This is a genomic window from Morganella morganii, assembly GCF_019243775.1.
In the GTDB taxonomy this organism is placed as follows: Bacteria; Pseudomonadota; Gammaproteobacteria; order Enterobacterales; family Enterobacteriaceae; genus Morganella; species Morganella morganii.
This window is the reverse complement of sequence record NZ_CP069157.1, coordinates 1,822,211-1,846,757: the sequence shown is the minus strand read 5'-3', so window position 1 is coordinate 1,846,757 and position 24,547 is coordinate 1,822,211. Positions and strand designations below refer to the sequence as shown.

Sequence of the window (24,547 nt, the reverse complement as noted above, 5' to 3'; positions counted from 1 at the left end):
GAGACTATAATCAGGTCGTTATTCTGTTACAATTTAACCGTTTATACTATTACTAATAGTGACAGGAACTCAGGGCAACATAGCATAAGGCATCTGATAATGAGTGAAAACCCGCGCACGCGGCCGGAACTGGCTGATTTTTTACGCACAAAACGCGAAAGTCTGACCCCGGAATGTGTGGGGCTGCCGCATACTTCGCGCCGCCGTACTCCCGGTCTGCGCCGCGAAGAAGTCGCCGCACTTGCCGGGGTGGGCCTGACCTGGTACACCTGGCTGGAACAAGGGCGTGAAATCGGAGTATCCACCCGCTTTCTGGACAACCTGGCACGGACACTGCGTCTGAATGAAGCAGAACGCCAGCACCTGTATCTGCTGGCTCACCAGCGGGCTCCGGAAGCTTCCGGTGATACAGAGCATCATGTGCCGCCGGTTATCACCCGGATGCTGGATGATTTTCCGGATAATTATCTCTGCTATGTGCTGAATCTGCACTGGGATGTGCTGGCGTATAATGAAAAAGCAGATCGTTACCTGCACTTTTCTGAAGCACAGCCCGGGATGTGTAACTTTCTCTATTTGCTGTTTACCGATCCCCGCTATCAGACCCGCTTTATTGATTGGGAAACCGATGCTCAGCGTCTGCTGGCCAGTTTCCGCCGGGATTATGCCAGAACAAAGCATGACCCCAATATTCAGCGGATGATAACGGCGTTATGTCAGGAATCTGCGGCTTTTGACATCTTGTGGAATAAACACGAAATATATCAGCCCTGTAACGGTATCCGTGAAATTGAATTTAACGGCAGACGGGAAACCTACGAGTATGCGTCCCTGACATTTGATATCGATAAATCCAACCGGTTACTGGTGTATACGCCGGTTACCAGTGAAGATTAAATCACCGATGCCACCGCCAGCAGTAATGCCATAAGGATCATCAGGATACCGCCGCACAGATTAAACCAGCGCAGACTGTTTCCCCGGAAAAATGATGCGGATTTAACAGCATGTGCGGCATAAACCCAGATAATATCGATAACAATGCCCAGGGCTATCGGGATCAGCGACATCAGCAGCAACACAGTGGTAGCGGACATCTCCGGCGGAATTTCACCGGTAAATCCGGGAACAATCGTACCAAACATAATCACGGATTTCGGGTTCGCGGCACCGACAATAATACCGGCAAACAACGACTGACGGCCTTTATTCGCCGGCATATCCATCGCCATACTGATCCGGGATGCCCGGACATACTGCCAGCCAATCAGCAGCAAAACCAGTACCCCGATCAGACGGATAATCATCAGGATCTGCGGAGAAGACATCAGCACCGCACCAATTCCGAAAGAAAGCAATACCGCAATGCTGTACATACCGATGGCATTTCCCGCCACGCCTTTCAGGGCATTTTTCTTCCCGGCAGATAACGCCTGGCCGACCAGAAACAAAATACTCGGCCCCGGAATGGCAATCAGCACGGAGCTGGTGATCACCAGCCCCAAAATACCCTGCAGATTACCGGTCATGGCTCCTGACCGGCAAAATAGTCTGTGGCCCGCAGCAGCTGATCCCGGATCCCCGGTTCAGACATCGCGTGCCCTGCACCTTCAATCAGGTGCAGCACCGATCCCGGCCAGGCTTTATGCAGATGCCACGCAAAGGTTGCCGGACACGGCATATCATAACGGCCGTGAACAATAATTCCCGGAATACCCTGCAGCCGGTGAATATCACGCAGCAACTGACCTTCCTCCAGCCAGCACCGGTGATAAAAATAGTGATTTTCCAGCCGGGCAAAGGCGATGGCGAAATGGTCATCAGTAAATTCGCCAACGTGCTCTGCATCCGGTAGCAGTGTGGTGGTTTTCCCTTCCCACAGAGTCCAGGCTTTGGCCGCCGCCAGCTGAACCTGAACATCATCACCGGTCAGCAGTTTATGATAGGCAGCAATCATATTGTGCCGTTCCTGCACCGGAACCGGTGCCAAAAAGGCTTCCCACTCTTCCGGGAACATCTGTGAAACGCCAAATTGGTAATACCAGTTCAGTTCCGCCTCTGTCACGGTATACACACCGCGCAAAATGATTTCACTGACCTGCTGCGGATGCGTTTCACTGTATACCAGTGCGAGGCTCGAACCCCAGGAGCCGCCGAATACCAGCCATTTACTGACACCGATATGCTTTCTCAGCCGCTCAATGTCCTCCACCAGATCCCATGTGGTGTTATGGGAAATTTCCGCATGCGGTGTTGAACGCCCGCAACCGCGCTGGTCAAACAGCAGCACATCATAACGGGCTGGATCAAAATAGCGCCGGTATTCCGGGCTGATTCCGCCGCCGGGTCCGCCGTGCAGGAAAACAGCCGGTTTCGCACCGGGTGTGCCGGTGCGTTCGTAATAGATCCGGTGACCATGACCAACATCGAGAAACCCGGTCTCATAAGGCTCAATGGCCGGATACAACGTACGGAATGTTGTGTCAGAAGAGGTTGTCATAGCAAAATCACCGGTTAGCAGTAAACAGAATTCACCACTCTAATCAATAACCCGCATAAAAGACAAGCAGTCCGTGGATTTACATCACGGACTGCCATACTGGTTTAACCTGCTGATTCATTTATATAGTCGTGCATTGCTCTGCATCTGAAGCAGGCTTCTGCGATTTTGTCCGGCGTAAGGTTATCCGCAGCACCACTAATCCGGCGGCGGCTACCGCTGCCCCTGCATAACTGACACCGGCATAATCACCACCGTTTGCCAGCACCGATGCGCCCAGCGCGGCACCGACTGCATTGCCGAGATTAAAGGCACCGATATTGACTGATGAGGCCAGCGCCTGCGCTTCTGAGGCTACCTGCATCACTTTTACCTGAAGCGGCGGAACGATACCAAAACTGGCCGCTCCCCAGATAACCAGCATAATCCCCGCAGTGACAGTGTCACGGGCCATAAGCGGAAACAGAACCATCGTCAGCGCCAGCAGTGCAAATAATCCGTACAATGTGCGGGAAACCGAACGGTTTGCCCATACACCGCCCAGATAATTCCCCAGTGTGAAGCCCAGTCCGACCAGAACAAGCATGATGCTGATCTGCGTTTCCGGCACAGACGAGATAAAGGTCAGTGCGGGGGCAATATAGGTATAAAACGTAAACATGGCACTGGCACCCAGCACAGTACACAACATTGCCAGTAATACCGCCGGACGGGTCAGTACCTGTAATTCACGGCGCAGATTAAGTTCTTGTCCCTGCATATTACGCGGCAGTGATCGCAACAGCGCCGCCATTGTCAGCAGGCCGAGAAGACTGACCACAAAGAAGGATTCACGCCAGCCCAGCATCTGAGACAGTTTGGTGATCGCCGGAACGCCGCCGATATTGGCAATGGTCAGCCCCATAAACATACCTGCAATCGCCCCGGCTTCTTTGCCTTTGGCTACCACCCGTGTCGCCACCATCGCACCGATGCCGAAAAACGCGCCGTGATTCAGACTGGTGATAAAGCGGGCAAACAGCAGTGTATTGTAATCCGGCGCCAGTGCCGACAGCACATTACCTGCCGTAAAGATGCTCATCAGGAAAATCAGTGCCGCTTTGGGCGAACGCCGGATCAGCAGTAACGTCATCACCGGAGCACCCAGCATCACGCCCAGTGCATACACCACAACCAGCATCCCGGCGGCAGGAATGGAAACAGCCAGTGACCCGGCAATTTCCGGCAGCATACCCATCGGGGAAAATTCCGTTGCCCCGATAGCAAACGCGCCGACAGACAGGGATAACAGAGCAGTATTTGTTCGCATAATGTCCTCAGAATAAAAAACAACGTCACAGTGTTGTCAGGACGGCGATTCTGCCACATTGATTTTTGCGGAAACAGCCGCTAATCTGCAAAAAACAATTGAATAAAACGCAATAATGAAAATCACCCTGGAAGAAATGCGGGCATTTATTGCCGTCGTTGACAGCGGCTCCGTCACAGCCGCTGCCGCACAAAACGGGCTGACCGTATCCGCCATCAGCCGCGCCCTGCTGCGTCTTGAAGAAAAGATGAACAGTACGCTGCTGTACCGCACCACGCGGCGGCTTAAACTGAGTGAAGAAGGCGCATTGTTCTTACAAAAAGCCCGTGATGTGGTGCAACTGGCACAGGAAGCGGAAGATGTGCTGATGAACCACAAAGAGATCCCCTCCGGCACACTGCGTATTGATGCCTCAACGCCAGTTCAGCTCCATGTGATAGCACCGCTGGTGACACAATTCCATGAACGTTATCCGCAAATCCGCCTTGAACTGACTAACTATGAAGGCATCACCAATTTACTGGAAAAACAAACCGATATCGCATTCCGCTTCGGTCCGCTGGCAGATTCTTCCCTGCATGCCACGCTGATGGGCTACACCCGCCAGCGGATTCTGGCCAGTCCGCGTTATCTTCAGCAGCATGGCGAACCGAAAACGCCGGAAGATTTGGCACAGCATACTCTGCTGGGATTTATCGCGCCGGAAAGCCTGAATACCTGGCCGCTGTATGACGGCAACAAAAAGGGACTGAAAATTACCCCGTCACTGGCTGCGAGCAGCGGGGAAATTATCTGCAATCTGGCACGTTCCGGCGCGGGAATTGCCTGTATTTCCGATTTTGTGACACACGAAATGCGCGAAAACGGGGAATTTCGTCAGGTTCTGACATCATACACTTATGAAAACAAACTACCGATTAATGCGGTGTATTACCGCAGTCAGGCACTTTCTCCCCGGCTGCGCTGTTTTATCGACTTTGTTCTGCAACACAGCCAGTGTTTTAAACGTACCGGTTAATCTGAATACTACCTTAAGCCGCTGACGGCGCATCTCAGTATCTTCTCGACAATATTTTTCAGCGCAATTAGTCTTAAAATAAACCTGCCCTGTAAAAATAAGAGAGAAACAATAATGCAAACGGCACTGAATGCGCTGACAGAAGGCTTTTCGCCGGATGAGCCCGGTGTTATCGTCATGGTACATACCGATAACGGCGCAACATGGTACAGCTGCCGGGGCATGGCGGATGTGGCAACCCACACGCCGGTAACACCGGACACTATTTTCAACTTAGCCTCCGTTTCCAAACAATTCACCGCATTTTCGCTGCTGTTACTGGTGCAGGAAGGTAAAGTTTCGCTCAGTGATTCTGTTTTATCTGTTTTACCGGAGCTGGGCGAATATGCACGTCCGGTGACATTACGCTACCTGCTGCACCACACCGGCGGCCTGAAGGATTATATGGATCTGGCTTTTGCCCGCAAAACCGGCTTTTATGATCCGCTGACACCACAGGAAACCCTGGCGGATCTGGTCAGTCAGACAGAAGCGGATTTTCCGCCCGGTACCCGTCATGATTACAGTAATACCGGCTATTTTTTGCTGTCTCCGGTTATTGAGCGGGTCAGCGGGCAGTCATTTGCTGATTTTGCCCGTGAACGGATTTTTGCACCGCTGGAAATGAACCATACTTTTATTGTTGAGCAATATCCGGCACCGCAGACCATTGCCACCGGCTACGGCAAAGCTGCCGGTCAGTGGCGGATTTCTGAAAGCCCGTGGACACACACCGGCGACGGCGCGGTACATTCCAGTGCCGCTGACCTGATGAAATGGGGCGAAAACTACCGCACTGCCCGTATTGGTGGTACTGCTCTGATACAACAGATGGCAGAAACCCTTTCCCCGCTGACAGAAAACGGCACACCCGTTACGGATTATGAGCCTTATGCTGCGGGGTTACATACCCTTCATCATTTCGGTGAGCTGAGTCTGGAACATGCCGGAGGCTGGATGGGTACCAGTACTTACTTTATCCGGCTGACAAAATCAGACACCACTATCGTCGCGTTATCCAACAGCGAAGAATGCGATACCGAAACGCTGGCCCGAGCCGCTGCTGCCGCCTTTCTCCGCCCTGCATTCCCTGCGATGATCACTGTTCGCGGGGACGAAGAATAACAACATGATAGCGCGTTATTTCCGCCGGACACTTGCCGGGCTTGCTCTGCTGTTACTGATTGCCGGACTGGTACTGTTTTTTACCAGCCATCTTGATGATTTTGATTTTGACAATGCAGTGGCAAAAGAACTGACCTTCACCTCACAGGGAAACAGGCTTTCCGGTACCCTGCTGCTGCCCGGCAACGGACATCCGGCAGCGGTTGCCGTGATAATCCACGGTGATGGCCCGCAGGACAGATATTCAGACAACGGATATAACCCGCTGTTTAATACCCTGCTGGAAGCCGGTATTGCAGTATTTTCCTGGGATAAAGCCGGTATCGGTAACAGTCAGGGAAACTGGCTGCATCAATCAATGGATGATCGCGCAGAGGAAGCCGTGGCCGCACTGACATTGCTGCAATCCCTTTATCAGAATACCCCGGTGCAGATTGGCTTTCTTGGTTTCTCCCAGGCAGGATGGGTGATCCCGGCAGCGGCGGCACAATCGCAGCCTGATTTTTCCGTGATTATCGGCGGTGCGGTGAACTGGCGGGATCAGGGACAATTTTATCAGGGGCTGCGCTACGCACAGCAGGGAAAATCGCCGGGAGACATTAAACAATTGCTGGCAGCAGAACAGGCAGAGAATGACCGGATATTTGGCCGCAATGGCTCAAAAGACCCGGCACAACGTAGTGATATGACACCCGACCGCTTTGAATTTGTGGTCAAAAATTATCTCAGTGATGCCACCCCGGCAATCCCTCAGATGAACGGGCGTGTGCTGGCGGTATGGGGCGCGGAAGATCTGAATGTCGATGCCCGGCAGAATTCCTGCCGTTATCAGTCACTTTTGAAAGATAATCCAAAGACAAAAGTCATTGTCTTTCCGCAGGCCGGGCACGGTTTATTACAGGCACCCGCCTATAATTATCAGCTCAGCAGCGACTGGCCGGTACTGCGCCAGTGGCAGTTTCTGTATGCCGGACGGGAAGCCTATCATCCGGGAGCATTGTCTCTTATCACTGACTGGATAAAAAACAAAATCCCGGATTTGACAGCCTATTACCCGGTTTGTCAGTCCTGAATCATCTGCTGATAACGGGCATAGCCCCGTTTCGCCGCTTCGTGATATTGCCGGTTCAGCGGCGCGGTCATACTTTGTGATATGGCGGTCATTTCCGGCCCTGCAAGTTGCGGGGAGCCGGTGCGGAACGGCGGGCGCGGGTCATATTCAATCGCCAGTTCAACCAGCGCAGCCAGTTCCTCACCCCGCAGGGCTTTCAGCACCAGTAATGAGGCATCAAACGAACCGGTAGCCGGGCCGGAGGTGTAGATAGTATCGTCTATCACCACATCACTGCCGCCGACGGCAACAGCCCCGACATCCGGCAGCATCGGCACCACATTACTGTTACTGGTTGCCCTTCTGCCTTTCAGTAATCCGGCTGTACCCAGTATCAGCGAACCGTAACAGGTGCCAATCACATATTTTGCTTTTTGCCCTGCCCGCGCGAAAAAGCGGATCACCTCCGGATCTTCAATCACCTCAGGCGGCACCATACCGGTCACCAGTACATCCAGATCATCCGGACACTCATCGAAGGTCATTGTCGGCATCGTCGGCCAGCCGATATAGCCCTCCACCAGCTCCCGGCGTTTCCAGATAAAATAGATTTCCGCCCCTGCAATCGTAAAAACAGACTGCGCACCGTTGATATCCATCGGCATATAACCCGGACAGACAAAAATGCCGACTTTCAGTAATGCGGGCTGTGATGCGCGTCCGGCAGCGATCAGCGCCTGAATGGAAGGCGTGCTCAGCCCGTAAATAGTTTCAACTGCATAATCATGATCAGACATCAAAATACTCCGTGACAATATTTATTTACTAACCGGTAAAATAATGCATGAGGTACAATGATGTAAATTGTTTTTATACTGATCGGTAATCAAATGGCACAAAAAGGCAGACCCCGGAATTACGACAGTGCCGCCGCACTGGATAAAATCATGGCGCAGTTCTGGCGCAAAGGGTATACCGCAACGTCTCTCGATGAACTGGCCGCAGAAACGGACATGAGGAAACCCAGCCTGTACGCTGCTTTCGGTAATAAAGAACGGCTTTATCAGCTGGCAATGGACAGGTTCGGTGAAATCGCTCAGGCGCATTACTCCGCCGCACTGGCACCGCAGACGCCCGGTGAGCCGCTGGCCGCCCGCCTGACCCGCTGGTTACAGGCAACCGTCACCCTTTATACCGGAGAGCACGGCCCTGCAGGATGCATGGTGTTATCGACAGCCGCCGCCGAAGTGTACGACCCTGCCATCCGCAAGCGTCTGCAGGAAGTGATTGCGGCGCAGGAGATGATGGTGCTGGATTGTCTGAATGAAGAGAAAACTGCGCTGCACGATCCGGATTGCGCCCCGCTGCTGGCGAAAACACTGACTGCGTTCCTGCACAGTATTTCCCTGCGCGCCCGGGCCGGTGAAAGTGCCGGGCAACTGGCAGAGATGGTTCGTGCCGGTCAGATGGTATTGCAGTCTGCACTGACATCACCGGCGGCATAATATCCGCCGGTGAGTATTTTTCAGCGCAGTGAAACCTGACCCCGGATACAGTCTGTCACAACACCGCCGACCCAGATCCCGTCGGCATCCTGCCGGACACTCAGCCAGCCGTCACGTTTCACACTTTCACCCTGCCGCGCCAGATAGTGCGGCGGCAATGTGCCGTTGCTGATAAGCCATTGTGCCAGTGCTGCATTCAGGCTGCCGGTTACCGGGTCTTCCGCCCCCCTGCGGTTAATAAATGCCCTTACCGCAAGTGCGGCATCACTGCCCGCAGGATACCGTGCACACACGCCGATTTTATACAGCGCGTTATTCCCTGACTGGCTAAGCACCGCATAATCCGGGGTGATTGCCAGCAGGCGGGCAACGGAATCCACCTCAACCCCTGCCCATGCCGGGCCGTTATCAATATATTTTGCCTGCAAAATGGCACTGCGGGGGATACCGTATGCCGATGCAACCGTATTGCACTCGTCTTCTGTCAGATCCCGCTCGTTAATCATCGGTGGTGCGGCAAAGGCAGTTCCCTGTTCAGACTGACGCAGCGTAATAAGCCCGGCGGCACATTCCTGAATGATATCCCGCGTTTCACTGAAACCGGTATGCTGCTTCCAGACATGGCAACTGCCCAGGGTCGGGTGTCCGGCAAACGGCAATTCACCATCCGGGGTGAAAATGCGGACACGGTAATCAGCCTGCGGATCCTGCGGTTTCAGCAAAAAGGTGGTTTCGCTGAGGTTTGTCCAGCGGGCAAAACGGTGCATTTCCTCATCCGTCATATCATCTGCATCAACCACCACCGCCAGCGCATTGCCGAGCAGCGGTACATCAGAAAAAACATCGACCTGGTAAAACTGATAAATGCGGGTATTCAACGTTATTATCCTTTTTATGTGTTAACAGAGCAGAGCTGATGATTTTTATCACAGAAAACGATTATGATGAAATCATTAACCATCACTGTGATAAATCGCTCATGCAGAAAACGGATTCTTTTTCCGGGATTACCGCCTTTGTCGCCGCTGCACAGCACGGCAGTTTTACTGCGGCAGCAGATAAACTGGGGATCACCAAATCAGCGGCCGGCAGACGGTGTGTGCCGCCTGTTGCCGGACTTTCAGCCGTATTGTGATAAAGGCTGCCGCCGCAAAGGCAATTCCCTCCCAGATAATGGTTTCAACGCCAAAACTGCGGATCATCCGCCCGCCGGCCATTGCGCCCAGGGTGATCCCGAGATTGGAAAATCCGATATACAGACTGTTGGCAAATTCCGGCGTGTTCCCGGCTTCACGCAGCAGCCGGGTCTGGCTGACAATCAGCCCGGACGTATGCAGTATTCCCCAGAGCACCACCACCGGCACCATCAGCCGCAGCGAAGGACCGCAGAGCCAGACCGCCAGGTAAATCAGGATAAACAGCAGCGGATACAGTGACGTGGTTTTAATGACATTGCGCTGTAAATACCGGCTGAAAATAAAGTTGCCGAAATAACCACTGATGCCGAACACCACCAATAATGCGCTGGTCGTATTGTTGGAAAAACCGGTGATAGTGACGAGATAACCGGCGATATAACTGAACCCTGCAAACATCGCCGAAAAAATCAGTGTCACTGCCGCAATACTCAGCCATACATCACGACGTTGCAGAATCGCCAGCTGTTCACGCACTTTCAGCGCCTGTGTCACCGGTAATGACGGCACAAACAGCGCGATCCCCGTAAAAGCAACCACACTGGTCAGCGCACCGAACCAGAACGCAGCATTGAGTGTAAACATTTCCGCAATAAAGGCACTGAGCGGCATTCCCAGCACCATGCCGACAGCCACCCCGGAAAAAACAATGGCAATCGCATGGGCAGATCGTGCAGGCGGCACCACATTGGCGGCCACCACCAGGGCAATAGCAAAAAATACCGCGTGCGTCAGTGCCGGTAAAATACGGAAAAACAGAATCACATCATACTGATGCGTAATGGCATACGCGATATTGGAAATAATAAAAATCGCCATAATCACCAGCAAAACTGTTTTGCGGTTATAGCGCCCCAGCATCAGCGTGATGGCAGGCCCGGTAATGGCGACCACCACAGCATAGATACTGACCAGAAACCCGACCTGCGGTGCCGTGATCTGCAACTGTTCCGTCAGTTGCGGCAGGCAGCAAACCAATCACCGCCACTTCTGTGGTAATGACGCCGAAGACCACCAGTGACAGCGAGAGTAAAATCAGCATAACGTTATTTTTCATAGAGATACCCGCAGGAAGCACGATAAATGCTCCTGATATAAATAATGTGAATTGATAGTGCGGATATATCCGGTGCTTATCCTGGCAAATCTGCGATCAGCACGGAAGATCAGTCACGGAAACTGTCAGTAGCAAAAAAGTTGACACTCTCCGGAAAGCACAGTGTCATAATGGCTGCAAAGCACACATTCACCAGAGTGATAAAGGAACAGCAATGACGGCAAAAATGATCGATAAACTGGCACTGATCACGCTGAAAGACGGCAAGGTAGCCATGGTCCGCTCTCATAACAAAACCCTGTTCTACGCGCCGGGCGGCAAACGCGAAGCCGGTGAAACTGACGAACAGGCTCTGTGCCGCGAAATTGACGAAGAACTGACGGTGACACTGAAACCGGACACCATCACGTTTTACGGGGAATTCACCGGTCAGGCGGACGGTAAACAGGATGGCACACAGGTGCGTATCCGCTGTTATCAGGCGGAATTTACCGGCGTACTGCAACCGGCCGCGGAAATTGCTGAACTGGACTGGCTGGACAGCCGTGATCTGCCCCGCTGTTCTCTGGTCGCGGCACTGATTGTGAAAGACCTGGCAGCACGGAAACTGATCGGCTGATATCGCGCAGCTGCGCAATTTTGTACAAGACAGAATGTAACGCAGCGCGATAATAACTGGTTACCGTAAAGACAGAGCAGGACACACCATGCAGAGTGACGGGCATTGCCGTGAACAGGCTGATTATTTTCATCTGGACGATTTTTATGGTCTGGGGATGATCTCTGCCCGTTACTATCAGCAGAAATTCAGCCGCCATACGCACGAAGGCTTTTGTATTGGTGTGATTGACGAAGGTGTTCAGCAGTTTTTCCGCACCGGCAGTAATCATTATGCCCCGACCGGCGATATCATTCTGGTGAATTCCGATGAAATCCACACTGGTTCATCGGCACTGGAAACCGGCTGGGCCTACCGTGCGATTTATCCGACACCGGAAATGCTGGATGCGCTGATGCAGGATCTCAAATCGGCCGATCGGGGCTTTGTCCCCTGGTTTTCTCACGCGGTGGTCCATGATCCCGGCCTTGCCGCACAGTTACGCCTGCTGTTTGATGTATTGCTGAAGCCGGATAACCGGCTGCTGAAAGGCTCCCTGTTGCTCTCAACCCTGGCCTGGCTTATCACCCGCCACAATAAAAAAGGCTTTCGCCCGGCGGAGATCACCCCGGCCGGTCAGCGCCTGCAGCATATTGCAGAGATGATGAACAGCCATCCGGAAACCGATTATTCCCTGGATGAACTGGCCGCAATGGCGAATCTCAGCCCGTGGTATTTTCTGCGCCAGTTCCGTCTGCGTTACGGCATGCCGCCCCACGCGTGGCTGATTCAGGCACGCCTGCGCAAAGCGCGTCAGCTGTTGCAAAATGGCGACCGCCCGGCGGATGTTTCTTTACAGTGCGGATTTACCGACCAAAGCCACTTTACCCGCCATTTTAAACGGGCAATGGGAGTCTCACCGGGCAAATTTATGCAGCGCCGCTGATCCCGCTGAACAATTTTGTACAATCTTTCTGTTGTTGTGTCATGGCAGAGTATCCGGACTGTTTTACGCTGTACGGATGATAACAATGACAACAACCACAGATTTACCCGCCTCTCCGCTGAAAGATTTCCTCACCGGCGCACTGCATATGACCCCGCTCAACCTGGCCGTGGTGCCGTGGGCGATCCTTGCCGGATCGATGGCGGTAGACAGCGGCCTGACCTTTGCACAAAGTGTCGCGATGTCCGCAATGGTCTTTGCCGGTGCTGCCCAACTGGTAACACTCGGCCTGCTGAACAGCGGTGCCGGGGTGATCACCATTATCGTGTCCGTCTTTTTTATCACCTCACAACACCTGCTGTACGGGCTGACACTGCGCCCGCATGTGCGCCCTTTTTCCCCGCTGCAGCGGGCCGGTATCGGTTTTCTGCTGACGGATGAACTGTTTGCGGTCAGTGTCGCCGGGCGGCAGCGCCTGAGTTTTGCGTATCTGTTCGGCGCAGGACTGAGTTTTTATCTGGTCTGGGTGCTGGTCAGTATTCTCGGCATTGTGCTGGCACACAGCATCAGCGACCTGAGCCAGCTCCGGCTCGATTTTTCAGTGGTGGCGACATTGCTGGCGATTGTGGTGCCGCTGATCAAATCAAAAAGTGCACTCGCCGGGGCCCTGTTCTCCTTTGTGGTCACGATTATTCTGACCCGCGCCGGTGTACAGGGCAGCGCGGTGATTGCCGGCGTAAGCGCCATGCTGCTGGCCGTTCTGCTGGGGCGTAAATGGGGGGATGTAAAATGAGCTGGGGATTAATATTCGCACTGACACTGATGCTGTTTTCGCTGCGCTTTATTTTTCTGATTCCGGGATTACCGTTGCGGCTGCCGGTTTTTATTCAGCAGGCCCTGACCTATTCCGCGCCCTGTCTGCTGGTGGCTATTTGCGCACCGATTATATTACTGGAGGAACAGCAGTTCCGTGATATCAGTGATAATCCGTATTTATGGGGTACACTGTTCTGTATTATCGCCGCACGGCTGATTAAAAATACCCTGCTGACCGTGGTTCTGACGCTGGTATTTTTCTATACCCTGATTTATCTGTTCTGATTATTTAACTGTCCGCACCGGAAACCCGGTGCGGAACTCAGAGAACGTTACGGTTTTTCATGAATTTCTTTTGCCAGCACCGGCAAAATATCAATCGAACGCGGTCCCGGCACTAATTCAGACAGATTCACTTTAATATAATTTTTATTTTTCACGGCTTTTACACCCTGCATTTCCGGCATGGCTTCAATAAATGCCACTTTCTGGTCATAATCATCATCATTACGGAAGCCTTTATAGACAGGAATAATGATCACTTCCGGATCAGACATAATCACATCTTCCCAGTTACCGACCGCCCAGGTTTTTCCGGTATTTTTGCCGGCAAAAATATTCTTAACAGAAATCAGTTTCAGCATCTCTGAGGTATAACCATCAAAGAAGGTATAGGGTTTACCGTCCTGAGAATCAAAAATAAAGGCGGTTTTTTCCGGATACGCCTGAATCTGGCTGATAACGGTATTCAGTTTTTCTTTTTCTGCTGCCACGTATTTTTCAGCTGTCTCCTGCACACCGAAGATCTCACCAAATTTCAGCATGTCGTTAAAATAGGTATTCACATCTGCTTTCGGTGATGTCATGGATTCCGGCACATAAACGGCAACCCCTTCCGGCACAATTTTATTGGCTTCCAGTGCCAGTTTTGAGAATGAGTTTGCCCAGCCGGTGGCGAAATCGGGTTTGACAGACATAAAGACTTCGTAAGACGGCCATTTTTCTGCCAATACGGGAATTTTGTCATATGCTGCTTTTACCGGCGGATAAATCGGCTCTTCCAGAAAAGCGGTACCGACCATACGGTCCCCCAAATCCAGTGCCAGCAGCATTTCGGTGGTGATCTGGCTGAGAGAAACAATACGCTGCGGGGATGTTTCCGGTTTAAAGTGATATTCGTTGCCATCCAGTTTTGCACTGAATTCAACAGGAACATAAGCCTGTGCTTTTTTATTTTCCGCAGTGGCTGTCACGGAAAACAATGCAGAGATAACCAGGGTACCTAATAATAATTTTTTCATAATTTCCTCATCCGGATTATAAAAATATAGCAACACGGTCTTCTACCGGTAATACCGTAAATTCCACACCAAATACATCAAACAGGCACTCCCGGGTTAATACTTCCGCCGGTGTGCCCTGCGCATAAATTTGCCCGTCATTCATCAGGATCAGATGCTGACAGTATTTTGCGGATAAATTAATATCGTGAATGGTCATAATTACGGTGGATTCTGATGCGGCCAGCGCTTTCATTACTTCCACTTTATAGCGGATATCCAGGTGGTTGGTCGGCTCATCCAGGATCATAATATCGGTTTCCTGGGAAAAACATTTCGCCAGCATCACCCGCTGTTTCTCACCACCGGACAGTGCGTGATACTCTTTATTTTTCATTTTCTGCAGACCAAACAATGCCATGTAGTTGTCTGCAATCACAAAATCCCGGTCGCTGTAATCCACGTAATGTTTTTTATACGGCATCCGCCCCATCACCACGATTTCCTCAATGGTCAGTTTGCCTTCCACCTGGTCATTAAACTGCGTCAGTACCGAGATATTACGGGCGAGTGATTTGACAGAAAACTGAGCCACATCCGTGTTATCAAAGAAAACGGTGCCCCGGGTTTTGATATCCCGGTAAATATGCCGTAATAAGGTCGTTTTACCGGAGCCGTTAGGCCCGACAATACCGATCACTCTTTTGCCGGAAAATGACAGATTAATATCTTTCAGTATCCCGTTATAATTCAGGTCATTAATATCAACAGTACTCACGTTACCGGCTCCTGTTCGCTTTAATAATGATATAAACAAACAGCGGTGCGCCTATCAGTGAGGTCAGAATACCGACCGGAATCTCCTCCGGTTTAAACCAGCTGCGGGAAATCGTATCAATAATCACCAGAAATGCACCACCGACCAGACAGGAATAGAGCGATAACTTAAAGTGTTTCACAGAAATCGTATTACGGACAATATGCGGAATAATAAGTCCGATAAACGCAATCACACCGACATTGGCCACAATAATAGAAACCACAAAAGATGATAAAATAATCACCGCCAGCTTGATGGCACCGACATTTACACCTAATTGTGCTGATGCATCCGCACCTAACAATAACGTATCAAGCACATTGCTGAATAACAGACAAAAAATTAATACTGCAATTAATGCCACCAGCGGCAGTGGGATATAAGACCATTTAATACCGGAGAAACTGCCCAGCATCCAGAACATTGCACTTTTAACCTGACTTTCATTCTTGGACAGATAAATAATGGCAGTAGTGATAGCAGAAAACAGACTGGAAATACCGATACCAATCAGCACCAGATTGGTCATATTGCTCTTTTTGAAATTAAACAGGACAATAATAGCAGTGGAAATCAGCCCGCCGGCAAATGCACCGATATAGACATTATACGGTGACATAAAAGCAAATAACCCGAGCACAATGGCAGATACCGCCCCCGCGCTGGCACCGGAGGAAACCCCGAGAATATACGGGTCGGCCAGTTCATTGCGGGTTATGGTCTGCATCAGGATCCCCACCAGCGACAGGGATGCACCGGTAATTGCCACCAGGATAATCCGGGGCAGACGGATATTATAAATGATGGTTTCATACGGCAGGAGATCATCACCGCTGATGCCCCCGCTAATAATTTTGATTACCGTATCCAGCTTCTGATGAAATTCCATATTGACGCTGCCGTAAAACAGTGAAAAAAACATGGCAGCAAGCAACACAGACAGGCAGATAAAAAATTGTGAAAAATTCCGGCCATTCAGTTTCTTTTTACGCCGCACGGGTGTTTCTCTTACTGCTTCACTCATCACTGTTAACCTGTATTTCATCAGATCAGAGGCTGTTAACAGATTTACGGAAATATCACATTATGATAACGAAATACCGCCATAATTTGCCTGTCAGTCTCTGTTTCCACTATTTTTCTGATTATAGCGGAGAATACATCAAGGTTATGTACTCCCCCAGAGTATATTCCGGGAAATAATCCGTGAATATCCATATTTAATGATCTGTATCTGATTAGCACAGAATAATACGCCGGAAGATTTCCCGGCGTTTTATTTATCTGAACAGCACTATTTTACCGCATCAAAATTATTCTGCCGGAAAATCGTGCTGTAAATACCAATCACTGAAGTGGTTCTCTGAAATTTTAAAAAACCGGCTCTTTTCTCATCCCGTTCAGCATATTACAGTACAGGAAAGCAAAACAGCGCGGAGAGAAAATAAATGAGTCAGATAAATGCATTCGGACAAACTGTCGGTGATATCGTTCCGGACTGGACCGCCCGCCCTTACCCTGCCCGCATCAGTGCGGAAGGCCGTCACTGCCGGATCGATCCGCTGAGCCCGTCCCATGCGGATGACCTGTACCGGGCATTTTCACTCGCCCCTGACGGGCGTTACTGGACCTGGCTGCCGGATGAACCACCGGTCGATCTGAATGAATACCGCGCCCGTACCGAAAAAAATGCACAATCGTCGGATCCGCTGTTTTTCACGATTACGGATAAGCACACCGGCAAAGCCGTTGGCCTGTTTTCCCTGATGCGGACTGATGAGAAAAACGGCGTCACGGAAGTCGGTCATGTGCATTTTTCCCCGCTGCTCAGCGGCACGGTGATGTCAACAGAAGCCCACTGGCTGCTGATGAAATATGTATTTGATACCCTCGGTTACCGCCGTTATGAATGGAAATGTGACAGCCTCAATGCACCGTCCCGCAATGCGGCACTGCGCCTGGGTTTTCAGTATGAAGGCTGTTTCCGTCAGGCGCGGGTTGTCAAAGGCCGCACCCGTGACACCGAATGGTTTTCCATTACTGACCGTGAATGGCCGCTGGTTAACCACGCCCTGGAACAGTGGCTGTCAGCGGATAATTTCACACCGGACGGTAAACAGATCCGCTCCCTGGCATCCCTGCGTGATGCAGCATGAAAATGATTGATATCGGCCGTGTCGCAGAGCTGACCGGCCTGACAACCGCCACCATCCGCTATTATGAAAGCAAAGGCCTGATCACGCCTGCCGGGCGCAGGGGCCTGACTCGTATTTATGATGAAGAGGTGCTGACCCGGCTGTCCCTGATCATTCTCGCCAAACAAGGACATTTTTCGCTGGATGAAATCACGGTCATGCTCAGCGAACTGCCGTCAAAAGGGATTGAACGGACGGCAATTCAGGCAAAAATCACAGAAATTGACCAGAAAATCCGCGAGCTGCAAAATCTGAAACAGGGATTGCTGCATATTGAGCAGTGCCCGGCAGAAAACCATCTGGCGTGCCCGAAATTCCGCAAAATCCTGAGTGTCAGTCTGAAAAAAAACAGAAGCAAAGCGGTGAAAAATCCCGCTTGACTTAAAGTTAACTTGAAGTTGTATCATCCGGCATACTGATTTCCGTTTGATGTCATTATTCACTTTTTCTGTTGAATAATAAGGAATTATTATGCCGCGTTCTGTTTACTGGCTCTCTGCCGCCTTAGCCTTATTTACCACCGGGAATGCCCTGGTGCTTTCCGTTGCCGTTCTTATCGGGTCACAACTGGCGGAAGATCCGGCACATGCCACGATCCCGCTGCTGGCACAATATATCGGCCTGATTTCCACCTCAGTGCCGATGGCTCACTTTATGATGCGTTTCGGCCGCCGCGCCGGGTTTATTCTCGGTAATATCGGCGGGCTGGCCGGTGCATTACTGGCAATCGCCGGTATTTATACACACAACATGCTGCTGTTTTCCGCCGGAACGTTCTTTACCGGTATTGCCATCGGTACCGCCCAGCAATACCGCTTTGCCGCACTGGAGGAAGCCCCTGCCGCGCTGCGGGCAAAAGCTATCGGCGTGGTGATGAGCGGCGGGATTATCGCCGTGCTGATCGGTCCGTCACTGGCGATGTCCACCCGGACACTGGTGGCGGCTTATCCGTTCCTCGGCACGTTCGGCGCGCTGACGGCTATTTATCTGATGGCTTTTGTTCTGCTGACATTTTTGCCGCTGAAAGCTCAGCTTCCCGCTCAGATCAGCGATACCGCAAAAAACCGCCCATACCGTCAGTTATATTCCCAGCCGCTGCTGATTCTGATCGCCGTGGTCAGTGCCGCCGGGTATGCGCTGGTAGTGTATATGGTCGGTGCTTTCCCGCTGGCGATGAAAGCGCAGGGATTTGAATTCCCGGCAATTGCCTTTGTGTTTCAGTGTCATATACTGGGAATGTTTGCGCCCTCTTTCTTTACCGGGCAGTTAATCAGCCGGGTCGGGGTAAAATGCTTTGTCTGGCTGGGAGTGATTTGCCTGTTAATCAGCAATGCAGTCAGTCTGACCGGCAGCAGTTACGCGCATTTTCTCATTGCCATGACCTCGCTGGGGCTGGCGTGGAACTTTATTCTGATCAGCACCACGCATCTGTTGCCGCGCACTTATACCGGCAATGAACGGGCTAGAATCCAGGGTGCGACCGATTTTCTTATCTTCAGTTTCGGGGCGCTTGGCAGTCTGCTGGCCGGGTTCGCCTTCTGTTATGCGGGCTGGTATTCCGTAAATGTCGCCGGATTGGCAACCGGTATTGTGATTCTGGTAGTGATGTTTTTACTGCGCCACAGTATGAATGAATCCCCGGCGGAAAAGGCCGCCGCCTGAATACATCACCGCCGCTGCCTTAACGACAGCGGCGGATATCATTACTGCACCGCCGAGGTTTTATACTCAATGCCGTCACGGTTTCCTGTCAGGCTATTGCTGTAGTGACTCTCCTGAAAATAGAACAGACGATTGCGCCATTTATCAAATAAAACGGTTTCCCCGTACTCTTTCGCCAATGGTGCTGCTGTATTCCAGTTCAGCCCGCCATCATCCGATATCCGGGTTTCTGAACCTGACCCCGCTATCAGTAAATCATCACTGCCGCCCCGCAGTCCGTTAATATAAGATCCGCCGGTTTCCAGCCGCTGTGAATAATCACCCTTACAGTTAAAGTGGTTAACCTCCGGCCGTTTACGGGTTTTTTCTGTCAGCACAAAATAAATTTCTCCGCCGGTGGTACTGTCGAGCGCGTCAATCTCCCCGGGGACAACCTGATCAGATTCAGTTTCTGAGGTCCGGGTATTAAAACAAGCCAGTATCGTGTTTTCCGGATCATTTTGTTCATCCTTCATCCATGCGATCACCCGCGCGTCTCCGTTATAGTGCCATTTAGTGGTGCTCAGGCTGGTATACCAGCGTCCGTCATCCTGATACCGTTTTTTCCGGTTATCCATGCTGAATAAAGGCCGCCAGCGTTTTCCGGAATCACGGGTCTGATACAGTGTGTCCCTCTGCACCATCAGCACACTGCCGGGTTCTGTGATAGCGAGAAGCTGAGTCTCTCCGGCAGGTTCCGGCATTGTCCACTGTGATAACCACTGCCACTGCTGACCACCGTCCCGGGAGTAAAAGACATATTCTTTGCCGTAGGAGGTATAATCACTGAAAATAATCAGGCAGCGTCCCTGCATATCACACAGCTGGCTTTGTACCTGCCCCATAAACATCGCGCTGACCCGTAAATCCCCTTTCTGCTCAGTCATAATATAGGTGACCGGCACCAGCGGCCTGTCGCCGTAGACTTCACTGCGCCTCAGGTAATGGGTTTGTTTGTGCAGGTAATCGCCGATGGCTTTTTTATCCGGGGATATTTTCAGGTTCAGCAGCGGAATATCAGGCTCTTCTGCCGGGTTAAAAGCAATATTTTTACTGTGGCTGCAACTGCGGGTTTTCTGATCACAGGTAACGAGATCAACCCGCATAGCGTCTCTGGCACCGGTTATCATCACACCATCGCGGAAACTGCTGATGGCCGGTGACGTTAGTTCTACCGCTTTTTTTTCCGGCAGATAACTGCGGGTGCGTATTCTCTCCGGCGCTGAAAAAAATGAATCAGAAAACGTCAGCATCATTGAGGTGATAAACACAACCGCCAGCAACGTGATCCGGGTACGTCCGTCGGCAAACATCAGTTAATTTCCTGTACAAACGGATCTTTTCCGTTCCGTTGTCTGGCCTGAACCAGCATCTGGCGGGTAAACACAAAACGGGCCGAAGCCGCTGAGTATTTTCGTGGCACCACTTTTGATAATTTCACGGCAATCACCGGAAAACAACCAATGTCCGTGACCGGTTTTATCCGTAAATACCGCCACCATTTCCGCTGACAGAGGCAACCTATGACATCATCCCGAATACCGCCCTGCGGACGCCCTGCTCACCGGGGCAGCAAACTGACCGCCGAAAATATTCTGTCCGAGGCCGGAAAACTGTTACAGGAACAGGGAAAAGTACCGTCGATCCGCGTCCTTGCCGCACAGTTGCAGGTCGATCCGATGGCGATTTATTATTACTTCCGCAATAAACAGGCATTGCTGGAAGCCCTCGCCACTGCCCTGGTGGATGATATTTATCAGCCATCGGCACAGGCTCCGGTACAACAGGAGCTTCAGCGACTGGCAGAAAGTTATCTGCATCTGCTCTATATTTACAGTGATCTGCTGGATATTCTGTTATCACTGAACAGTGACGGCCCGTCCGGCTGTTTCCGTCAGCGCTATCTGCGCATTATTGCACCCTGCGGGCTGAATGAGTCACGGCAGACCGCTATTCTGCATCTGCTGGCGGATGCCCTGCACGGCCATACGGTGGCGATCCGCCGGACTGATTACACCTTTGAACAGAGCCGGGCGCTGTTTCAGCCGGTACTGGCATTAATTACCGAACTTATTGAACGCCCCGGAGCATCATTATCATGAATATCCGCCCTGTTACCGGTTTACCCGGCGATTTACCGCTGCTGGAAAGCATTGCTCAGGTTTTACACCAGGAATGGCAGGAACTACCGCAGTGGCAGACACCGGAAATTATCCTGGCGCGTCTGATAAAACGGATGAACGGTGATAACGGCGAAATGCTGTTTGTCGCCACGGATAAAAACAGCGCACTATCGGGGACGGCCAGCCTGATCTGGCGGGAGCTGAAAACCTGCCGTATGGCAAATGCGGACTGGTGGACCGGCGAGATTTACACCCTGCCCGCAGCCCGCGGGCAAGGCCTCGGCAGCGCCCTGACACAGGCGGTCTTTGCCGCCGCCGGAGAGCGCCACCTGCCAGCACTGAATCTCTACACGCCGGATAAACAGGCCATGTATGCACGGATGGGCTGGCAGGCTATATATGATGATGTGATCAATGACGAGCTGGTCACGGTGATGCAGCGGACTGTCAGCGAAGCGTAATTCAGGGCTTCAGCGCCTTTCTCAGCAACACACGTAACCCGCAGAGAAACACCTCCCGGCTGAACTCAGGTTCCGTCAGTTCACGCCCCAGCGTGCCGTCCGCCATCACCAGCAGCCAGGACGCCGTCTGTGCCGGATCCAGCTGCGGGTCAATCTCTCCTGCGGCCATGCCGCGTCTGAGCACATCACAGAATTTTTTGTGCAGCCGCTGCTCATTAACAACAAAAGCTGCATTCAGCTCAGGGTTACGGCTTGCCTCGGTGATAATTTCCAGACTGAGGCGGGTATAACCCGGTTCGCTATACAACATAATCAACGCCGTTATCATTTTTTCAATAATATCTGCCGTATGTCCCGGCGCATCACCGATACTCAGAATCGCCTTGTGGTCATCCTCGTCCAGTTCCGCAATCGCTTCAATGATGGCGTATTTAGTCGGATAGTAATGAAACAGATTCCCGGGGCTCATCCCGGCGGCTTTACAAATCTCCGCCGTCGAGGTGGAATGAAAACCTTTTTCGATAAAACAATGCATTGCAGCATCAAGGATCTGACGACGTTTGCGCTGCTGCTTTTCCGTTAATTTTTCCATAAGGAAGTGTCTCCGAAAAACCGGATAATAGAAATTAGACCGATTACTCTATCTATTATAATACCACATTTTCTGTATTGAAGATTATGACAAACATAATAAAAAACAGTACATCTGCTACTGATAACAGCAGATTAATCACCGAATGTCTGGATGAAACCGGGTTAGAGCCTGCCACTGCCCTGTTTTATCAGGCATTTTCATCCAAATTCAAAACGGTCAGCACCATGCCGGATGCACAGCGTCAGGCCGTGCTGGCGATGTTCTGGCAGCGCGGGCTCAGTGACCCGTATGACCGCCACTTTCAGGTAAAACGTAATGGCAGACTGGTCGCCGTATATGGCCTGACTTTCGGGGTTAAACACCCGCCGCAGCACGCCCCGGCACCGGTTTCTTCTCTGGCTATCCTGCGCAGAGCCGGTTTTATTCCCTTTCTGAAAATCCGCCGGATTTTTCAGATGTTTGTCCATATTCCGGCGGCGGATACGGCTTATCTGTCCTACCTGTGTGTGGATGAATCACTGCGCGGTAGCGGGATAGGCAATCAGATTCTCGATGAGATCACCACACAATTACGGGCGGACCCGGCCATTAACCGGTTATCACTGTATGTCTCTGACTTAAATATAAAAGCCAGAGAGCTGTATCTGCGCCGGGGTTTTCAGGATGTGAAATACGAAACCTCACGCACCACCGAACGCTATATGGATATTTACGGCTGGTATTACATGGCTTTACCCACACTATAATGAGCTGATTATGTTTATTCTGCCTTCCGGACATTTACCGCACACCTCCACCCGGATGGCGTTCGGCGTAAACCCGTGCATGGGCCGTCAGCGGACAGAGCAATTGTTGTCGCACTATCTCAGGCTGAAAACCATTATCCGGCTGAATGGGATCCGTAATCATGATATTACTGATGCACATATTGATTTTTATGCCCGGTGCATAATTCTCTTACTACTGACGGACAGACACATGACACCGATTAACTGGCAGACAGTTGCCCTGCATGACCTCTCCCCGCAGACACTCTACCGCCTGCTGGCGCTGCGCAGCGCGGTATTTGTGGTTGAACAGACCTGCTGTTATCTCGATCCGGACGGCGCCGACCTCACGGCGCTGCACGTTTGGGCGGAACAGGACGGTGAAATCATGGCCTGCTGCCGTATTCTTCCGCCGGAAAACAGCACGGCACCGGCAGCTATCGGCCGGGTGGTGATCAATCCGCAATTCCGCGGGCAAAAACTGGGCTATCCGCTGATGGCTACCGCCGTTCAGGCGGTATACCGGCATTTCGGGACACGGCGCATTGTTATCAGTGCACAGGCGCATCTGACCGCTTTCTATGAAAAATGCGGCTTTACCGTCTGTTCTGACGTTTATGACGAGGACGGTATTCCGCATTGTGATATGTTCCGCCCCGCTGCCGATTAATCCCGAGCTGTCATCAGCCGGTAAAATGCGGATTCCGCTAACCGCTGATGGTCCGCCTCACAGCCCTCACGCCCGCTGATAATTTCATTACGGTAGCTGGTAAATTGCCAGTGTGGCGGACGGATATCTGATAAAGGGTATTCTCCCGGTACAATCCCCCCCTTCTGTCAGACGGTATTCAAGCCCGGTGATAAATCTGCGGGTTTCACTGAGCAGCTCTGCGCTATAAGGATGTTCACCCGGAACAGGACGAACATACAAAGTTATCTGGGCTCCGCGTTTAACTCTGCTGTCAGGCTCTGCCTGTGAAATATCCGTTATTTTCCATCTGTCACAGGGATTGTTATCTGAAAACAGCGCTCCTGACAGCATAGTGACCGCTTGTGCAATCTGTGATTCATGCACACTCAAATGAAATTTATCACCTTCAAACCCACCAGCGCAGTGAGGTTTCTCTCTGCGGGCGCGGATAAATACATCACCGCAATCATTAGATAAATGAAATCCGTTATATCGTGAGGAATAACCACATTGTTGCAGCATCGGATAATCCGGCGCATTCTCTGCCTCTTTTATGAATGAAACCGGCATTTGTTTCATCTGTATCAATAAGGCATCAATATGCTGTTTCAAATAATCATCTGTCGGCAAGTGTGTTTTTTTTATCATCTTTCTCCGGCAGGTTAAGCAGTGAAAAATCCAGTTTTAATCCGGTTCGCTTTAATGGCATGGTGTCGTCCCCGTTATACAAAAGACGTTTTTATCATGACACCAC

At 51.4% G+C, this 24,547-nt stretch carries 31 protein-coding genes; 17 read left to right on the top strand and 14 right to left on the bottom strand.

All coding sequences use genetic code 11. The features are described from left to right. The first annotated feature begins 99 nt into the window (after positions 1–99). Positions 100–897 (top strand): helix-turn-helix transcriptional regulator, encoded by a 798-nt coding sequence (locus JL661_RS08910; protein WP_036417223.1) that lies wholly within the window; start codon positions 100–102, stop codon positions 895–897. Here JL661_RS08910 and JL661_RS08905 read toward each other — a convergent pair. From JL661_RS08905 to JL661_RS08895, 3 genes are all read right to left on the bottom strand, one after another. Further along, positions 894–1,529, bottom strand: a complete 636-nt coding sequence (locus tag JL661_RS08905) for a LysE family translocator (protein WP_036417224.1) — start codon at positions 1,527–1,529, stop codon at positions 894–896. The two genes, JL661_RS08910 and JL661_RS08905, sit on opposite strands and share 4 nt — an antisense overlap. Continuing rightward, on the bottom strand, positions 1,526–2,500 hold the full coding sequence (gene pip / locus JL661_RS08900; RefSeq protein ID WP_004237631.1) for a prolyl aminopeptidase: 975 nt from the start codon (positions 2,498–2,500) through the stop codon (positions 1,526–1,528). Before pip ends, JL661_RS08905 begins: the two co-directional genes overlap by 4 nt. Positions 2,501–2,621: 121 nt before the next feature. Beyond that, positions 2,622–3,809: an MFS transporter gene (locus JL661_RS08895; protein WP_004237632.1), complete on the bottom strand. Its 1,188-nt coding sequence runs from the start codon at positions 3,807–3,809 to the stop codon at positions 2,622–2,624. 115 nt (positions 3,810–3,924) lie between these two features. Here JL661_RS08895 and JL661_RS08890 point away from each other — a divergent pair, with 115 nt between their 5' ends. The 3 genes from JL661_RS08890 to JL661_RS08880 all read left to right on the top strand — a co-directional run bounded on the left by JL661_RS08890 (position 3,925) and on the right by JL661_RS08880 (position 7,063). Continuing rightward, the gene (locus JL661_RS08890) at positions 3,925–4,827 is read left to right on the top strand and encodes a LysR substrate-binding domain-containing protein (RefSeq protein WP_046024562.1); all 903 of its coding nucleotides are present in this window, start codon (positions 3,925–3,927) and stop codon (positions 4,825–4,827) included. Positions 4,828–4,941: 114 nt separating this feature from the next. Continuing rightward, entirely contained in the window at positions 4,942–5,991 is a 1,050-nt protein-coding gene (locus JL661_RS08885; protein ID WP_062771604.1) for a serine hydrolase domain-containing protein, read from the top strand. A gap of 4 nt (positions 5,992–5,995) precedes the next feature. Continuing rightward, on the top strand, positions 5,996–7,063 hold the full coding sequence (locus JL661_RS08880; protein ID WP_062771601.1) for an alpha/beta hydrolase family protein: 1,068 nt from the start codon (positions 5,996–5,998) through the stop codon (positions 7,061–7,063). Here JL661_RS08880 and JL661_RS08875 read toward each other — a convergent pair. Further along, the gene (locus JL661_RS08875) at positions 7,054–7,839 is read right to left on the bottom strand and encodes a DJ-1/PfpI family protein (RefSeq protein ID WP_062771598.1); all 786 of its coding nucleotides are present in this window, start codon (positions 7,837–7,839) and stop codon (positions 7,054–7,056) included. The two genes, JL661_RS08880 and JL661_RS08875, sit on opposite strands and share 10 nt — an antisense overlap. A 93-nt stretch (positions 7,840–7,932) precedes the next feature. Here JL661_RS08875 and JL661_RS08870 point away from each other — a divergent pair, with 93 nt between their 5' ends. Beyond that, positions 7,933–8,547, top strand: coding sequence for a TetR/AcrR family transcriptional regulator (locus tag JL661_RS08870; protein ID WP_004237638.1), 615 nt, complete (start codon positions 7,933–7,935; stop codon positions 8,545–8,547). A gap of 20 nt (positions 8,548–8,567) precedes the next feature. On the opposite strand, the gene JL661_RS08865 is transcribed toward JL661_RS08870, so the two are convergent. Continuing rightward, positions 8,568–9,425, bottom strand: coding sequence for a PhzF family phenazine biosynthesis protein (locus JL661_RS08865; RefSeq protein WP_062771595.1), 858 nt, complete (start codon positions 9,423–9,425; stop codon positions 8,568–8,570). Between the two features lie 38 nt (positions 9,426–9,463). Between JL661_RS08865 and JL661_RS18670 the strand changes: the two genes are divergently transcribed. Continuing rightward, positions 9,464–9,682, top strand: a complete 219-nt coding sequence (locus JL661_RS18670; RefSeq protein ID WP_015422714.1) for a helix-turn-helix domain-containing protein — start codon at positions 9,464–9,466, stop codon at positions 9,680–9,682. Here JL661_RS18670 and JL661_RS08855 read toward each other — a convergent pair. Further along, on the bottom strand, positions 9,618–10,721 hold the full coding sequence (locus JL661_RS08855) for an MFS transporter (protein ID WP_225310080.1): 1,104 nt from the start codon (positions 10,719–10,721) through the stop codon (positions 9,618–9,620). The two genes, JL661_RS18670 and JL661_RS08855, sit on opposite strands and share 65 nt — an antisense overlap. A 293-nt stretch (positions 10,722–11,014) precedes the next feature. On the opposite strand from JL661_RS08855, the gene JL661_RS08850 reads away from it, so the two are divergent. The 4 genes from JL661_RS08850 to JL661_RS08835 all read left to right on the top strand — a co-directional run bounded on the left by JL661_RS08850 (position 11,015) and on the right by JL661_RS08835 (position 13,445). Beyond that, on the top strand, positions 11,015–11,419 hold the full coding sequence (locus tag JL661_RS08850; protein ID WP_004238422.1) for an NUDIX hydrolase: 405 nt from the start codon (positions 11,015–11,017) through the stop codon (positions 11,417–11,419). An 88-nt stretch (positions 11,420–11,507) separates the two neighbouring features. Then, a complete protein-coding gene (locus JL661_RS08845) occupies positions 11,508–12,344 on the top strand; it encodes an AraC family transcriptional regulator (protein ID WP_004238421.1) in 837 nt (278 codons plus the stop codon). Positions 12,345–12,429: 85 nt separating this feature from the next. Beyond that, on the top strand, positions 12,430–13,137 hold the full coding sequence (locus JL661_RS08840) for an AzlC family ABC transporter permease (protein ID WP_062771592.1): 708 nt from the start codon (positions 12,430–12,432) through the stop codon (positions 13,135–13,137). Further along, on the top strand, positions 13,134–13,445 hold the full coding sequence (locus JL661_RS08835) for an AzlD domain-containing protein (protein WP_036417239.1): 312 nt from the start codon (positions 13,134–13,136) through the stop codon (positions 13,443–13,445). The genes JL661_RS08840 and JL661_RS08835 overlap by 4 nt, the downstream gene beginning before the upstream one ends. Positions 13,446–13,492: 47 nt before the next feature. On the opposite strand, the gene JL661_RS08830 is transcribed toward JL661_RS08835, so the two are convergent. The 3 genes from JL661_RS08830 to JL661_RS08820 are packed head-to-tail and all read right to left on the bottom strand — an operon-like array spanning position 13,493 to position 16,149. Then, positions 13,493–14,461 (bottom strand): ABC transporter substrate-binding protein, encoded by a 969-nt coding sequence (locus JL661_RS08830; protein WP_036417241.1) that lies wholly within the window; start codon positions 14,459–14,461, stop codon positions 13,493–13,495. A gap of 16 nt (positions 14,462–14,477) precedes the next feature. Continuing rightward, positions 14,478–15,218 carry an ABC transporter ATP-binding protein gene (locus JL661_RS08825; protein ID WP_036414845.1) on the bottom strand — a complete coding sequence of 247 codons (741 nt, stop codon included), beginning with the start codon at positions 15,216–15,218 and terminating at the stop codon, positions 14,478–14,480. Between the two features lies 1 nt (position 15,219). After that, positions 15,220–16,149 carry a FecCD family ABC transporter permease gene (locus tag JL661_RS08820; protein WP_239510666.1) on the bottom strand — a complete coding sequence of 310 codons (930 nt, stop codon included), beginning with the start codon at positions 16,147–16,149 and terminating at the stop codon, positions 15,220–15,222. 559 nt (positions 16,150–16,708) lie between these two features. Here JL661_RS08820 and JL661_RS08815 point away from each other — a divergent pair. From JL661_RS08815 to JL661_RS08805, 3 genes are all read left to right on the top strand, one after another. Next, complete coding sequence (locus tag JL661_RS08815) at positions 16,709–17,416, top strand: GNAT family N-acetyltransferase (RefSeq protein WP_062771589.1); 708 nt, start codon at positions 16,709–16,711, stop codon at positions 17,414–17,416. Further along, positions 17,413–17,835, top strand: a complete 423-nt coding sequence (locus JL661_RS08810) for a MerR family transcriptional regulator (RefSeq protein ID WP_062771586.1) — start codon at positions 17,413–17,415, stop codon at positions 17,833–17,835. The genes JL661_RS08815 and JL661_RS08810 overlap by 4 nt, the downstream gene beginning before the upstream one ends. Before the next feature lie 91 nt (positions 17,836–17,926). Further along, positions 17,927–19,117, top strand: a complete 1,191-nt coding sequence (locus tag JL661_RS08805) for an MFS transporter (RefSeq protein WP_062771584.1) — start codon at positions 17,927–17,929, stop codon at positions 19,115–19,117. Positions 19,118–19,158: 41 nt separating this feature from the next. On the opposite strand, the gene JL661_RS08800 is transcribed toward JL661_RS08805, so the two are convergent. Continuing rightward, positions 19,159–20,469 (bottom strand): beta propeller repeat protein, encoded by a 1,311-nt coding sequence (locus JL661_RS08800; RefSeq protein WP_062771582.1) that lies wholly within the window; start codon positions 20,467–20,469, stop codon positions 19,159–19,161. Next, positions 20,469–20,597 (bottom strand): hypothetical protein, encoded by a 129-nt coding sequence (locus JL661_RS18565; protein ID WP_004239264.1) that lies wholly within the window; start codon positions 20,595–20,597, stop codon positions 20,469–20,471. Before JL661_RS18565 ends, JL661_RS08800 begins: the two co-directional genes overlap by 1 nt. 82 nt (positions 20,598–20,679) lie before the next feature. Here JL661_RS18565 and JL661_RS08795 point away from each other — a divergent pair, with 82 nt between their 5' ends. Next, positions 20,680–21,258, top strand: a complete 579-nt coding sequence (locus tag JL661_RS08795; protein WP_032098990.1) for a TetR/AcrR family transcriptional regulator — start codon at positions 20,680–20,682, stop codon at positions 21,256–21,258. Beyond that, positions 21,255–21,740, top strand: a complete 486-nt coding sequence (locus JL661_RS08790) for a GNAT family N-acetyltransferase (protein ID WP_046024552.1) — start codon at positions 21,255–21,257, stop codon at positions 21,738–21,740. Before JL661_RS08795 ends, JL661_RS08790 begins: the two co-directional genes overlap by 4 nt. A gap of 1 nt (position 21,741) precedes the next feature. Here the strand turns inward: JL661_RS08790 and JL661_RS08785 are convergent, their stop codons facing one another. Continuing rightward, entirely contained in the window at positions 21,742–22,332 is a 591-nt protein-coding gene (locus JL661_RS08785) for a TetR/AcrR family transcriptional regulator (protein WP_062771581.1), read from the bottom strand. Positions 22,333–22,418: 86 nt separating this feature from the next. Between JL661_RS08785 and JL661_RS08780 the strand changes: the two genes are divergently transcribed. Next, positions 22,419–23,081, top strand: a complete 663-nt coding sequence (locus JL661_RS08780; protein WP_004238406.1) for a GNAT family N-acetyltransferase — start codon at positions 22,419–22,421, stop codon at positions 23,079–23,081. A 10-nt stretch (positions 23,082–23,091) separates the two neighbouring features. Continuing rightward, the gene (locus JL661_RS08775; RefSeq protein WP_220458496.1) at positions 23,092–23,772 is read left to right on the top strand and encodes a GNAT family N-acetyltransferase; all 681 of its coding nucleotides are present in this window, start codon (positions 23,092–23,094) and stop codon (positions 23,770–23,772) included. Here the strand turns inward: JL661_RS08775 and JL661_RS18665 are convergent. Together JL661_RS18665 and JL661_RS08765 are read right to left on the bottom strand one after the other, a co-directional pair. Continuing rightward, entirely contained in the window at positions 23,769–23,897 is a 129-nt protein-coding gene (locus JL661_RS18665; RefSeq protein WP_425593542.1) for a hypothetical protein, read from the bottom strand. The genes JL661_RS08775 and JL661_RS18665 overlap by 4 nt on opposite strands. Beyond that, a complete protein-coding gene (locus JL661_RS08765) occupies positions 23,860–24,441 on the bottom strand; it encodes a virulence protein (RefSeq protein WP_218481050.1) in 582 nt (193 codons plus the stop codon). The genes JL661_RS18665 and JL661_RS08765 overlap by 38 nt, the downstream gene beginning before the upstream one ends. Between the last annotated feature and the right edge of the window lie 106 nt (positions 24,442–24,547).